General features: G+C 61.6%; 11 protein-coding genes and 1 pseudogene. 5 read left to right on the plus strand and 7 right to left on the minus strand.

Features of this window, described 5'->3' with window-relative positions; all coding sequences use genetic code 11:
• Positions 1-93: 93 nt before the first annotated feature.
• Positions 94-660 carry a DUF6101 family protein gene (locus A6U98_RS00635; RefSeq protein WP_003556960.1) on the plus strand — a complete coding sequence of 189 codons (567 nt, stop codon included), beginning with the start codon at positions 94-96 and terminating at the stop codon, positions 658-660.
• 170 nt (positions 661-830) lie between these two features.
• Here A6U98_RS00635 and A6U98_RS00640 read toward each other — a convergent pair whose 3' ends face one another.
• Entirely contained in the window at positions 831-1,292 is a 462-nt protein-coding gene (locus A6U98_RS00640) for an Lrp/AsnC family transcriptional regulator (RefSeq protein WP_082933818.1), read from the minus strand.
• Positions 1,293-1,381: 89 nt separating this feature from the next.
• Between A6U98_RS00640 and A6U98_RS00645 the strand changes: the two genes are divergently transcribed.
• Positions 1,382-2,359, plus strand: a complete 978-nt coding sequence (locus A6U98_RS00645; RefSeq protein WP_064647149.1) for a pyridoxal-phosphate dependent enzyme — start codon at positions 1,382-1,384, stop codon at positions 2,357-2,359.
• A gap of 63 nt (positions 2,360-2,422) precedes the next feature.
• Here A6U98_RS00645 and ubiA read toward each other — a convergent pair whose 3' ends face one another.
• From ubiA to A6U98_RS00670, 5 genes are all read right to left on the minus strand, one after another.
• Positions 2,423-3,382, minus strand: a complete 960-nt coding sequence (gene ubiA / locus A6U98_RS00650; RefSeq protein WP_064647174.1) for a 4-hydroxybenzoate octaprenyltransferase — start codon at positions 3,380-3,382, stop codon at positions 2,423-2,425.
• Between the two features lie 160 nt (positions 3,383-3,542).
• A complete protein-coding gene (locus A6U98_RS00655) occupies positions 3,543-4,355 on the minus strand; it encodes a MipA/OmpV family protein (RefSeq protein ID WP_064647151.1) in 813 nt (270 codons plus the stop codon).
• A 268-nt stretch (positions 4,356-4,623) separates the two neighbouring features.
• Positions 4,624-5,205, minus strand: coding sequence for a histidine phosphatase family protein (locus A6U98_RS00660; RefSeq protein WP_064647153.1), 582 nt, complete (start codon positions 5,203-5,205; stop codon positions 4,624-4,626).
• Between the two features lie 67 nt (positions 5,206-5,272).
• Complete coding sequence (locus A6U98_RS00665) at positions 5,273-6,532, minus strand: cyclopropane-fatty-acyl-phospholipid synthase family protein (RefSeq protein WP_064647155.1); 1,260 nt, start codon at positions 6,530-6,532, stop codon at positions 5,273-5,275.
• 133 nt (positions 6,533-6,665) lie between these two features.
• Positions 6,666-8,975 (minus strand): Tex family protein, encoded by a 2,310-nt coding sequence (locus A6U98_RS00670; protein WP_064647158.1) that lies wholly within the window; start codon positions 8,973-8,975, stop codon positions 6,666-6,668.
• Positions 8,976-9,193: 218 nt separating this feature from the next.
• On the opposite strand from A6U98_RS00670, the gene glyS reads away from it, so the two are divergent.
• The 3 genes from glyS (at position 9,194) to A6U98_RS00685 (ending at position 12,419) form a co-directional block, all read left to right on the plus strand.
• Positions 9,194-11,308, plus strand: coding sequence for a glycine--tRNA ligase subunit beta (glyS, locus tag A6U98_RS00675; RefSeq protein ID WP_064647159.1), 2,115 nt, complete (start codon positions 9,194-9,196; stop codon positions 11,306-11,308).
• A gap of 230 nt (positions 11,309-11,538) precedes the next feature.
• Entirely contained in the window at positions 11,539-11,838 is a 300-nt protein-coding gene (locus A6U98_RS00680; RefSeq protein WP_064647161.1) for a GIY-YIG nuclease family protein, read from the plus strand.
• A gap of 86 nt (positions 11,839-11,924) precedes the next feature.
• Positions 11,925-12,419 (plus strand): DUF523 domain-containing protein, encoded by a 495-nt coding sequence (locus tag A6U98_RS00685; protein ID WP_064647163.1) that lies wholly within the window; start codon positions 11,925-11,927, stop codon positions 12,417-12,419.
• A 79-nt stretch (positions 12,420-12,498) separates the two neighbouring features.
• Here A6U98_RS00685 and A6U98_RS00690 read toward each other — a convergent pair.
• A pseudogene (locus A6U98_RS00690) lies at positions 12,499-12,823 on the minus strand (chemotaxis protein); the annotation flags it as partial.

The following is a 12,823-nucleotide window of genomic DNA, read 5'->3' on the forward strand; positions in this document are numbered from 1 at the left end:
GAACGGCGGCTGCCTATTGTCGGCCATAGAGGACGAAAAGTCCCAAGGAGAAGACCGGAAATCGGCTCTCAGGTAAGACAAGGGTAGAATGAAATGAACAATCCCGTTATGAAGCCCGCCTGGGCTGGCACGACGTTACGCCTCGATCCGTCCCGCTTTCCCCAGCAGGTTAGCTATGCCATCCATGATTGTTCGGATGACGTCAATATCACCATAGACGAACGCGGCGCGGTCCTGCGCAAGGTCCTCCCCTCCAGCGGCCTGCCGCTCTCGATTGCGCTGCCGAAGCGCGTCTTCAAAGGTGTCGCCGCCCGCGCCATCGATCACGGCGACGGCGAAGTCACCGTTACGCTCGAGCTTCACCACACCGATCCGGAGCTCTGCATTCCGCTGCTCGTGGCCCATGATCTCAGCGACATTGCCGCCGACTGGCGCAGCTGGTCGGAAGCCTTCCGCATTCCGATGCTGATGGTCGAGGCCGACGGCGTCGCCCGGCCGCTCGAAGACCACATCGGTGCCTTGCGCACCAGCGACCTCAAGCCTCGTCGCCGTCATTCCTACTTCGCCAATCGCCGTCCGCGCTTCCTCGTGCGTCGCACCACCGGTCGGCTGGGCGTCGCCATGAAGATCGAGGGCAAGGAAATCATCGCCCGCAACTGACCGAAATCGCGACACCGGACATGTCGTTACCGGGCATTCTGCGCACTCATCTGTCGCGGAATGCCCGTTTTGCGACGCTGTCGAATTCGGCCGCAAACTGTCGCTTTAACCTCGATTGGCACTGCGGGACGAATTTTGACAGGATCACTGCGTAGCCAGTAAAAAGCCTCTCATTCCAGGACGGAAAGTCCCAATCCGTGCTTGACCGTTTTGAGTGCGATCAGGCTCTTGTATTTTCGCACGAGCGCCTGTTGCTCGCCCATGAGCCGCTCAATGAAGGCAATGTATTCCTCAAGATTGCGGACGGCCACGAGCAGGACATAGTCCATGTCGCCGGTGACATACCAGCATGACTGAACTTCAGGCGCACGGTCCAACCATCGTTGGAATTGCTCCAACGCGTGTCGATGTTCGTTCTGAATTTCGAGCTCAACCAGAACGGACAAGGTGCGATCAACGGCTTTCGGACTGACCACCGCCACGATCTTCTCGATGATCCCATCTTGCTTCAGTTTGCCGATGCGCCGTTCGACGGCCGAGGTAGAGAGATTGACCGCGTCAGCAATGACCTTGCCGGGAATGTCGGCATTCTCCTGCAGCATCGACAGAATAGTCCGATCAATATCGTCCACAGCGCACGACCAAGCCAACAAGCAGAAATTCCGCTATAAATTTATCACGAGCGCGGTTTTTCCGCGCCGAAAATTCCTATCATCTGCCCATGACAAAACAAACACTTCTTTCAGCCGCCAAAATCGACGATGCACGCAAAAAAATCGATCCGATTTTCCTGAACACCAATTTGTTGCGTTCCGATAGGCTCGCGCTGTCGCTCGTCGCCAAGGACGAAACGGAAAATCCCATCCGCAGCTTCAAGGGGCGCGGGACCGGGTATTTTCTCGCCGACCTCGTTGGCGATAGAGCTCCACTGGTCACGGCATCAGCCGGGAACTTCGGCCAAGGGCTTGCTTACAATGCCGCGCGGCATGGGCGATCTCTGATCGTGTTCGCTAGTCTGAACGCCAATCCGTTGAAGATCGAAGCCATGCGCAGGTTTGGGGCAGAGGTCCTTCTCGCTGGAGAAGATTTTGATTCTGCAAAGGAGGCCGCCAAAACCTACGCCGCCGAACGGAAGCTGCAGTTCGTCGAGGACGGAGCGAGCGCAGCCATTGCCGAAGGGGCAGGAACGATTGCGGCGGAGTTGACTGAAGAGGTCGAAGATATCGATGCCGTTTTCATTCCGCTTGGCAACGGCGCTCTGGCGGCCGGAATAGGGTGCTGGTTCAAATCACGATCACCGCGAACAAAGGTCGTCGCAGTCGCCGCAAAGGGCGCACCTTGCATGGCCCTGTCCTACAATGCGGGCGACGTAATCTCAACGCCGGAGGCACGCACGATTGCCGATGGAATTGCTGTGCGGATTCCCGTCCCGTCGGCCGTCGGCTGGCTTCAAGACACGATCGACGACGTCGTTCTCGTGGATGACGATCAGCTTCTCGATGCAATGCGGTTTGCTCATGACACATGGAAGCGTCTCGTCGAACCAGCCGGAGCGGCGGGGCTCGCAGCTATTCTTGCGCAGGCATCTGCCCTGAAAGGCTGCCGTGTAGCGACTATGCTGTGTGGTGCCAACCTCACGGATCAACAGATCAAGGCATGGCTTCCATCTGCCGCAAAGGACGACACGAATACCTGCTAGACCAATCCTCCTATCTGAGGACAGGCGCGAGGGCTGGCGCCCGCGCCGGGCTTATCGTCCCAATCAGGGAATGGCAAACAGCAGCGAGACGAAGAGGCCGAAGAAAATGATCAGGCCGACGCGGTTGTTCGATTTGAAGAGCGCCAGGCACTGGTCGGCATCGTCGATATCGAGCCGGACGATCTGCCAGGCAAACATGCCGGCCGCACCGAGCAGACCCAGGAAAGCGATGAGATTGGCGCCGGCGAGAGCGAAAGCGATAAACATCAGCACCAGCGTCAGCCCATAAAGGCCGATCAGCCATTGCCGTGTCCTGTCGCCGAACAGGCGCGCGGTGGAGCGGACGCCGATCAGTTCGTCATCCTCCTTGTCCTGATGCGCGTAGATCGTGTCATAACCGATCGTCCAGGCGACGGAGGCGGCGTAGAGCAGGATGGCGGCGAAGGAGAGGCCGCCCAAAATCCCGGCCCAGCCCATCAGCGCGCCCCAGGAAAAGGCAAGCCCGAGGTAAAATTGCGGCCAGTCGGTGAAACGTTTGGCAAAGGGATAAAACGCCACGATCCCGAGCGAGAGCACGCCGAGGAAGACGTTGAGCCAGTTGAACTGCAGCAGCACGAACAGGCCGACCAGCGCCTGCAGGCCGATGAAGATCTTCGCCCGGCGGCGCGTGACGCGGCCGGAGGGGAGCGGACGCGACCGCGTGCGCGCCACTTCCATGTCGATCTCGTGGTCGACGAGATCGTTATAGGTGCAACCGGCGCCGCGCATGGCGACCGCGCCGATGAAATAAAGGAACAGGTGAGACACCAGCAGGCTGCCGGAATAGAGCCCCTCGCCAATCGCCGCATTGGCCGCAAGTGTCGCCGACCAGAAGCACGGCCACATCAAGAGCTGCCAGCCGATCGGGCGATCCCAGCGCGCCAGCTGCGCATAAGGCCAAAGCCATGGCGGCAGGATCCGGTAGACCCAGTTATCGGAAGGTGCGTCGGAGACGCGATCGTTGAAGTCGCCGGTATCGTGCATGCCGCTCATCTAGCGGCGGGCCGCCGATCCGGTCAAGAAGCGATCATTGCGCTGCCATTTGCATCATTCCTTGGATCGGAATCGATCCAACGATGAAATTATACGGCAATTCAAAGTGTTACAGCGGTGCGGATCTGGGAGAGATGCGCAGCCGCACCAATCACTGCAGTGAGAAATTGAACTTGTATGTCGCCGAGACGCCGATCAGGACCTGGTTCTTCGAGCCGCGGTCGCGCACGAGGCTGCTGTCGGCGGCAGGGCCTGCCAGCCGCTTATATTCGAGGAAGGAACTTGCCGAGAGGTTTTCCGTCGCCTTCCAGGTGAGCGCCGCGCCTGCGCCATAGGACTGGATGCCCGACGAGGGCTTGTAGGGATCGAGCCCGCTTGCCGCCGCCTGCTTGGCGTTGACGCCGTAATAGGCGTCGTAATAGCCGCTGGTGGCAAATGTCGCGCGCGGGCCGCCTGATAGCTGCAGGTCGGGCGCGATATCGGTGAAGGCATCGACCGCGAGATCGGCGACGATACCATCATGCGAGCGGATGCCCTGGCGGACTTCGGCGCGGGCGCGAAGGAAATCGGTCGGGTAGACTTCGACGAAACCGCCGGCTTCCGCGCCCCATTTGACCTTCTTCAAGCCCTTCAGCTCGCTGCCGTCGCCGTCATCGCGCGACGGCACGAATTTGCCGACGATGCCGGCACGGAAGGCGCCCTTGTCGATGAGAGCGAAGGACGGATTGTCGTTGCGCGAGGAAAAACGCGGGCCGGCGCCCTGGCGGCCGACCGAGATCAGCGGGCTGAACTTGAATTCATTGTGCGACGAGCCCTCGAATTTCGGGGCGGAAAAGCCGGCGACGCCGACGCTCAGATACCAGTCGCCGGACCAGAAGTGCTGGCCGCTTTCCTGAGCGGCCGCCGAACCAGCAGATAAAAGGGCAATAGCCAAAGAGATCGATACGACTGATCGATGAGACACGTCCACACTCCAGAAAACGCAAAAACAAAGCCGCGGAGGGCGGCGCTCGCTACATTTATCCTGATGTCGTTACCCCAATGTTAACCACGGCGAAACAAAGGGTGCCAATGAAAGGCGTGCCGCCTTTGGCGGTCGTAAGCGACATCCCGCCAGGAGATTGGCGAGCCTCTCGCGTGGCACGTCCCCTCTCCCCGTCAGAACGGGGAGAGGGTTAGAGTGAGGGGCCGCCATTAGCGCGAAGAAAGTCGCAACCCGCTCCGCAGCTTCCCTATCTCTGGTTCCAGCGGCGGATGACCGGTTCGGTCAGATCGTGCTCGTAGCCCAGCACGCTGATGCTGGCCGTATCGAGCACGAAACGGGAGCCGTCTTCCGGCGGCAGGCCAAGCCAGCGGGCGGCGAGGACGCGCAGGAAATGCGAGCTCGAAAAGACCAGGATCGTACCGGCCGTTTGACGAAGTCCGCCAATCACGGCGTCGGCGCGATCGCCGACATCGGCGGCGAATTCGCCCTTCGGGCAGCCGTCGCGAAAGAGCTGCCAGCCGGGGCGGTCGGCAAGGATCGCCTTGGTGGTGATGCCTTCATAAGCGCCGTAGTCCCATTCGGCGAGATCGTCCTTGATCACCGCGCCCGATCCGAATCCGGCGAGCATGCAGGTCTTGCGGGCTCGCTCGGAGGGGCTAGACCAGACGGCAGAGAAGCTAAGGCCCGCCAGCCGGTCGGCGAGTTTGCGGGCGGCGGCCTCGCCGTTCGGTGTCAAGGGAATATCGCTGCGTCCGGTATGGCGCCCGGACAGGCTCCATTCGGTTTCACCGTGGCGGACCAGGTAGATCTCGGGAAACGCATTGCTCATCGGCACGTCCTTTCATGAGAATCGGTCCCTCGGCAAAACCGCCAGCGGAAGCGGCACTTCCGCGGGATTAGAACGTCACCTTTTCCAACGGTGCGCGCCTCGCCTCGAATTCTCTCAGCTTGGCTTCGTTGCGGGCGATGTAATTGCGATTGTCGGGAACTGCAAATTGGTTCTTGGCGACCTGGATCTGCAGGATGAAGAGCTCGTCCCAGCGGAAGCCCATCTCGGAACCCGCCAGATAAAATTCCCACATGCGGAAGAACTGCTCGTCGTAAAGCGCCACCGCCTCAGCCTTACGCGCCACGAAACGCTCGCGCCAATGGCGCAGCGTATAGGCATAATGAAGGGGCAGGATTTCGATATCCTTGACCAGCAGCCCGGCCTTCTCAAGCGGAGGCACGACCTCGCCGACGGAAGGGATGTAGCCGCCCGGGAAGATGTATTTCTCGATGAAGGCATTGGTGCCGAAGCTCGGCTTCGGGCGGCCGATCGAATGCAGCACCATGACGCCGTTATCATCGAGCAGGTCCGATACCTTGCGGAAGAAATTGCCGTAATGGCCGATGCCGACATGTTCGAACATGCCGACCGAGACGATGCGGTCGAACTTCCTGCCCGTCATGGTGCGGTAGTCCTGCAGTTCGAAACGCACCCGGTCGGCAAGGCCGCGCTTTTCGGCGCGCGTACGCGAGACCTTGAGCTGCTCTTCGCTCAGCGTGATGCCGGTGAACTCGGCACCTTCAGTCGCCTCCGTCAGGTACATGCCCATGCCGCCCCAGCCGGAGCCGATCTCCAGGATGCGCTGGTTCGGCTCAAGCAGAAGCTTGGCGGCGATATGGCGTTTCTTGGCGAGCTGCGCCTCGTCGAGACCAATGCCCGGCGGCTCGAAATAGGCGCAGGAATATTGCCAGTCCTCGTCGAGGAAAAGATCGAAGAGCTTGGCAGACAGGTCGTAGTGATGGGCGACATTGTGCTTGTTGCGATTGACCGGCACGCGGCTCTTCAGCTGCTGCCAGGCAATGCGGCCGAGGAGCAGCGCCGCCATCTTGAAATCGAAGATTTCATTGGTGGTGTTCTGTTTCACCAACGACAGGAAATCGTAGATGTTGCCCTGTTCGAGAATGAACCGGCCCTGCATGTACATTTCGCCGAGCTTCATGGTCGGGTCGCGCCGGATGGCGTCCTCGGCCTCCTGATCGGCAAGGCGGGCGACAACGGGTTCACCGGTGCCGTCGCCGATAGTGTGGGTTTCGCCATTGGCAAGGGTAAGTTTCAACGAACCCTTGCGAACGATTTGCTGGACGATCGATAAGAATGCCGACGCCATGGACGCCTCGCAAATGTGACAGAATGGTCACATCAACTTAGTAGCTCTCTTTCGCCATACAAGCGCTGGATTTAGCACTCTTTACAGAACGCTGCCAAACTGTTGCATTTTTGCCGAAACGCCGGTTAAACCCTTATTTTCGCTTCATGGCTTCGGCAAGTGCCGCGCCGAAGGCGCCCTGGCTCTCGGTTTTCTGAGCCGCAGGCCGGCGTTCGTTCTGCGGCCGCGACCCTTGGCTTCCGCGAGAATCACCACGCGGCGGCGGCGCCGAAGAGCCGTCATCGCGTCGCATGGAAAGACCGATGCGTTTGCGCTTGGCATCGACTTCGACAACCCGCACCTTGACGACATCACCCGCCTTGACGACCTCGTGGGGATCCTTGACGAAGCGATCGGCAAGCTGGGACACATGCACCAGACCATCCTGGTGCACGCCGATATCGACGAAGGCTCCGAAGGCGGCGACGTTGGTCACCGTGCCTTCCAGCACCATGCCGGGCTTGAGGTCGGAAATTTCGTTGACGCCCTCGGCAAAGGTCGCGGTCTTGAAGCTCGGACGCGGGTCGCGGCCGGGCTTTTCCAGCTCCGCGATGATGTCCTTGACCGTCGGCAGACCGAATTTCTCATCGATGAACTGGCGCGGATCAACCGATTTCAACACCGCACTGTCGCCCATCAGCGCGCGCAGATCGCGGCCACAGGCGGCGACGATCTTCTTGGCGACGCCGTAGGCCTCCGGGTGCACCGAGGAGGAATCGAGCGGCTCCTTGCCGTTGGGAATGCGCAGGAAGCCGGCGCATTGCTCGAAGGTGCGGCCGCCGAGGCGGGCGACCTTCAGGAGATCCTTTCGCGTCTCGAAACGGCCCTCGCTGTCGCGGTGGCGGACGATGGCGTCGGCGATCGACGGGCCGAGGCCGGAGACGCGCGACAGCAGCGGCGCAGACGCGGTGTTGAGATCGACACCGACGGCATTCACCGCGTCTTCCACCACCGCATCGAGCGAACGCGACAGCTTCTGCTGGTCGACGTCGTGCTGATACTGGCCGACGCCGATCGACTTCGGCTCGATCTTGACGAGTTCGGCCAGCGGATCCTGCAGGCGCCGCGCGATGGAGACGGCGCCGCGCAGCGACACGTCGAGATCGGGAAACTCCGCTGCTGCGGTTGCCGAGGCGGAATAGACCGAGGCGCCGGCTTCCGACACGATGACCTTGGTCGGCTTTGGCGCCGGCAACTCGGCCAGCATGTCAGCCACCAGCTTTTCGGTTTCGCGGCTGCCGGTGCCATTGCCGATCGAGATCAGCTCGACATTGTGCTTGCGGACCAGCGATGCGAGCTCGACCTGGGCGCCGCGCACATCGTTCCTCGGCTGGAAGGGATAGACGGTCGATGTCGCCACCACCTTGCCGGTGCCGTCGACGACGGCGACCTTGACGCCGGTGCGGATGCCGGGATCGAGACCCATCGTCGCGCGCGAGCCGGCGGGCGCGGCCAAAAGTAGATCCTTGAGATTGCGGGCGAAGACATGGATCGCCTCCTCTTCGGCCCTCTCGCGCAGTTCCCGCATCAGGTCGAGCGACAGCGACATGGAAAGCTTGACGCGCCAGGTCCAGCTTGCGACCTCCATCAGCCAGCGGTCGCCGGGACGGCTCGTGCCGATCTCGTAGGCCGCCACGATCATGCGCTCGACCGGCTTGTTCGGAGAGGTCGTCTCGGCGTCGGCCTCGATCGTCAGCGTCAGCACCTCCTCGTTCCAACCGCGCAGCATGGCGAGCGCGCGATGCCCGGGGGCGGTCGCCCAGCGCTCGGAATGGTCGAAATAATCGGAAAACTTCTCGCCGGTCGCCTGCTTGCCGTCGACGACTTTCGCCTTCAGCAGCGAGGCCTGGCGCATATGGGCGCGCAACTTGCCGAGCAGGTCGGCATTTTCGGCAATGCCTTCGGCGATGATGTCGCGCGCGCCTTCGAGCGCCGTCGTCACATCCGGCACATCAGCTGTAACGAAGCCTTCGGCCAAGACCGCCGGTTCCCTGCCGCGGTCGGCGAGGATCGTCTCGGCGAGCGGGCCGAGGCCGCGTTCACGGGCAATTTCGGCCCGCGTGCGGCGCTTCGGCTTGTAGGGCAGATAGAGATCCTCGAGCTCGGCCTTGGTTTCGGCGCCTGCGACCCTGGTCATCAGCTCGTCGGTCATCTTGCCCTGGCCGGTGATCGATTCGACGATCGCGTCGCGCCGGGCTTCGAGCTCGCGCAGATAAACCAGCCGCTCGGCGAGATTGCGCAGCTGCGTATCATCAAGCCCGCCTGTCACTTCCTTGCGGTAGCGGGCGATGAAGGGCACGGTGGCGCCCTCGTCGAGCAACTCGATGGCGGCTTTGGCCTGTTCGGGCCGGGCGTTGATTTCGGCGGAGATGCGGGCTGCGAGAAAACGGAGGTCTGCGGCCATGGGATTTCCTGTTTCGTCAGAGGTGGCGGGACCATAGCGGCGAAAAGCGGCAAGGCAATGTTGGAGTTTACGGCCAAGCGCCGATCCACAGGATAAGCATGCCGGAAAGGCGGCGATTTTGCGGTTGTGCAGATGCGCCATTCTTTGCTAGCAGAAGCAACGTTTTGACCCGGCGCCATGCCATCCCTCCCCTTTCGCGGGAGGCAAGGAAATTCGACATGCCAAACCTTCTTCTCGAACTCCGCTCCGAAGAGATTCCGGCCCGCATGCAGCGCAAGGCCGCCGGCGACCTGAAGAAGCTCGTCACCGATGCGCTTGTCGAAGCGGGTCTGTCCTACGAGGGGGCGCGCGAATACTGGACGCCGCGGCGGCTTGCGCTCGACATCCACGGCCTGACGGCCCGCTCCGCCGATGTGCGCGAAGAACGCAAGGGACCGCGCACCGACGCCAACGAGAAGGCGATCGAGGGTTTTCTGCGCGGCGCAGGGTTGTCCTCGGTCTCCGAGGCGCAGGTTGTGAGCGATCCGAAGAAGGGCGATTTCTACGTCGCGGTCATCTCCAAGCCCGGCCGCGCGACGGAAGAGATCGTCACCGATGTCATGCCCGGCATCATCCGCGATTTTCCCTGGCCGAAATCGATGCGCTGGGGCAAGGCCTCGTCGAAGCCCGGCGCGCTGCGCTGGGTGCGGCCGCTGCAGTCGATCGTCTGCACCTTCGGCCCGGAGCATGAAGAGACCAGCGTCATCCCCTTCGAGATCGACGGCATCACCGCTTCCAATATCACTTACGGCCATCGCTTCCATGCGGCCGAGGCGATCACCGTCCGGCGCTTCGACGATTATGCGGCGAACCTGGAAAAGGCCAAGGTCATCCTCGACGCCGAGCGGCGCAAGGACATCATCCTGCACGACGCTCGCGACATCGCCTTTGCCAACGGGCTCGAGCTGGTGGAAGACGAAGGCCTGCTGGAGGAAGTCTCGGGCCTCGTGGAATGGCCGCAGGTGCTGATGGGCAGTTTCGAGGAGGATTATCTCTCGATCCCCTCCGAGATCATCCGGTTGACGATCAAGACCAACCAGAAGTGTTTTGTCACCCGCAAACAGGGTGAAGAGACGCTTTCGAACAAGTTCATCCTCGTCTCCAACATCCAGGCGAAGGACGGCGGCAAGGAAATCGTCCACGGCAACGGCAAGGTGGTGCGGGCCCGGCTTTCGGATGCGCTGCATTTCTGGAAACGCGACCAGGGCAATCTGCCGGATCTCGAGACTTTGACGGCTTCGGCGGCAAAGTTCGGCCTCGACATCAACAAGCCGCTCGACCAGCGCATGGCCAAGCTCGATGCGCTTGACGTGACCTTCCATGCCAAGCTCGGCACACAGGGCGCGCGCGTCGTCCGCATCCGAGCCTGGGCTGGAGAATTGGCGAAGATAACCGGTGCGGATACGGCCCTCGTCGATCGCGCCGCCGTGCTCGCCAAGGCCGATCTGCGCACCGAAGCCGTCGGCGAATTTCCGGAACTGCAGGGATTGATGGGCCGTAAATATGCGGTGCTGCAGGGTGAGGATGCGTCCGTTGCCGCAGCGATCGAGGACCACTACAAGCCGCAGGGTCCGTCGGACCGCGTGCCGGAGGACAGAGTGGCGATCACGATCGCCCTTGCAGACAAGCTCGATACGCTGATCGGCTTCTGGGCGATCGATGAAAAGCCGACGGGGTCGAAGGATCCGTTTGCCCTGCGGCGTGCCGCCCTCGGTGTCGTCAGGATCCTCTTGGAGCGACGGATCCGTCTGCCGCTGCTGGCAACGACAAGGGATGGCGACCTGCTCTCCTTCTTCCACGACCGTCTCAAGGTCTATCTGCGCGACCAGGGCGCCCGCCACGATCTCATCGACGCCGTGCTGACTTCAGATGCCGACGACCTGTTGATGGTGGCGCGCCGCGTCGAAGCGCTGACGGCCTTCATCACCTCGGAGGACGGCAAGAACCTGCTTTCCGGCACCAAGCGCGCGACGCAGCTGCTTGCCGCCGAGGAAAAGAAGGGCACCGTGATCGCCGATGGCGTTTCGGAAGCGCTTCTGAAGCTCGATGCTGAGAAGGAGCTCTTCGCCGCAATCTCCAGCGCCTCGAAGGATGCCTCGGACGCAGTTGCCGGGGAGGATTTCCGCTCGGCGATGGAAGCGCTTTCCAAGCTGCGCGGCCCGGTCGACCGCTTCTTCGAAGACGTGCTCGTCAACGACGAGGATGCCGCCATCCGCGCCAACCGTCTCGCTTTGCTGCGGCTGATCCGCGAAGCGACGGGAACGGTTGCGGATTTCTCGAAGATCTCGGGCTGATGTTCGGCTTCGGTTGGTTGCCGTTGTTTTTCTGAGTGTCAGCACGAACGGAGTGCTCCCCGCATGGATCCTCGGGTCAAGCCCGAGGATGACGGAGCGAAGGGTGGGCGCCTGGCGAAATACAACGACACGTGTACGAGCGCAGTTGCGCCTCCTGCCGATCGCTCTCCCCAACCTCCGTCATGCTCGGGCTTGACCCGAGCATCCACAACCAAGCACTCTGCTTGCATATGGCGGGATATGTTTACATCGTGACCAACCAAAAGAACGGCACGCTCTATATCGGCGTGACATCCGATCTGGAGCGCCGCATCTACGAACATCGCGAGGGGCTGACGCCGGGTTTCGCTTGGAAATACGGATGTACACTTCTGGTCTGGTATGAGGAACATTGGGATATAGGCAGTGCAATCCAGCGCGAGAAATCACTGAAGCGGTGGTATCGGCAATGGAAGGTCGATCTCATCGAGGCCATGAATCCCGAGTGGCGTGATCTGTATCTTACGCTGTGGTGGGATGCGGTTCAGTGAACCCCAGGTGGCGGCGCGGATTGAGCGGCTGGGGAACAATCACCCAACGCTGGCATTGCCGCCTCGCCGGCGCTATTCAATCAGACATGCAGAGCAAGATTCTCGTTAGCGCCTGTCTCATGGGCCACGCCGTCAGGTATGACGGGCGAGCGAAGCCGTTGCTGCATCCTGTTATCGAGAAATGGCGGGTCGAAGGCCGGCTGGTGACCATCTGTCCTGAGATGTCTGCGGGCATGGCGGTGCCGCGAGCGCCGGCGGAGATCGGGCATGGTGCGACCGGCGAGGACGTGCTGGCCGGCAAGGCTGACGTCATCGAGTTGACGGGCGGAAATGTGACGGCTGAGTTCCTGCAGGCGGCGGACAATGCCGTAGCTCTCGCAACAGCGGCCGGCTGCCGCTATGCCCTGCTCATCGACGGAAGTCCGTCCTGCGGCTCAAGTTTCATCTATGACGGCACGTTTTCGGGACGCAGGCAGGCCGGCAACGGCGTGACGGCGGCGGCGTTAAAAGCGGCAGGCGTCGAAGTGTTTTCCGATCGCGAAATCGAGCGACTGATCGCGTGTATCGAAGCTCCGGAATGAGCTTTCAAACGACACGGCCGCCGGAGAACCGACGGCCGCTAAAAATTTGGTGATAAAAACGCTTTTGTCCCCGCGCCGCTTAAGCAGCCCGGCGACCCTGATGCATGGCCGGGGCAGCGCTTTCGCCACTGACACGGAAGCCGCGGATGAGGTCGATCAGCTCGTCGGTATCGCTGGCCAGCGTCTCGGCCGATGCCGTGGTCTCTTCGGCCATGGCAGCGTTCTGCTGGGTGGCGGCGTCGAGCTGGTTCATCGACGAAGAGATCGAGCGCAGCGTCGTATCCTGTTCGGAAGCGCTGTGGGCGATCTTGGCGACGATCTCATTGGCGGCCTTGATCTGGTCGGAGATGCGCTTCAGCGCCTCTCCTGCCTCGCCGACCAGACGGACGCCGTGGTCGACCTGG

Origin of the sequence: Rhizobium sp. WYCCWR10014, from assembly GCF_001657485.1 — a bacterium.
Lineage (GTDB): Bacteria > Pseudomonadota > Alphaproteobacteria > Rhizobiales > Rhizobiaceae > Rhizobium.

What these genes read in the sequence shown, in the direction of transcription:
- A6U98_RS00680 (WP_064647161.1), top strand. Translation starts at nt 11,539, where the DNA reads ATGGCGGGATATGTTTACATCGTGACCAACCAAAAGAACGGCACGCTC.
- glyS (WP_064647159.1), top strand. Translation starts at nt 9,194, where the DNA reads ATGCCAAACCTTCTTCTCGAACTCCGCTCCGAAGAGATTCCGGCCCGC.
- A6U98_RS00685 (WP_064647163.1), top strand. Translation starts at nt 11,925, where the DNA reads ATGCAGAGCAAGATTCTCGTTAGCGCCTGTCTCATGGGCCACGCCGTC.
- A6U98_RS00670 (WP_064647158.1), bottom strand. Translation starts at nt 8,975, where the DNA reads ATGGCCGCAGACCTCCGTTTTCTCGCAGCCCGCATCTCCGCCGAAATC.
- A6U98_RS00660 (WP_064647153.1), bottom strand. Translation starts at nt 5,205, where the DNA reads ATGAGCAATGCGTTTCCCGAGATCTACCTGGTCCGCCACGGTGAAACC.
- ubiA (WP_064647174.1), bottom strand. Translation starts at nt 3,382, where the DNA reads ATGCACGATACCGGCGACTTCAACGATCGCGTCTCCGACGCACCTTCC.
- A6U98_RS00645 (WP_064647149.1), top strand. Translation starts at nt 1,382, where the DNA reads ATGACAAAACAAACACTTCTTTCAGCCGCCAAAATCGACGATGCACGC.
- A6U98_RS00665 (WP_064647155.1), bottom strand. Translation starts at nt 6,532, where the DNA reads ATGGCGTCGGCATTCTTATCGATCGTCCAGCAAATCGTTCGCAAGGGT.
- A6U98_RS00635 (WP_003556960.1), top strand. Translation starts at nt 94, where the DNA reads ATGAACAATCCCGTTATGAAGCCCGCCTGGGCTGGCACGACGTTACGC.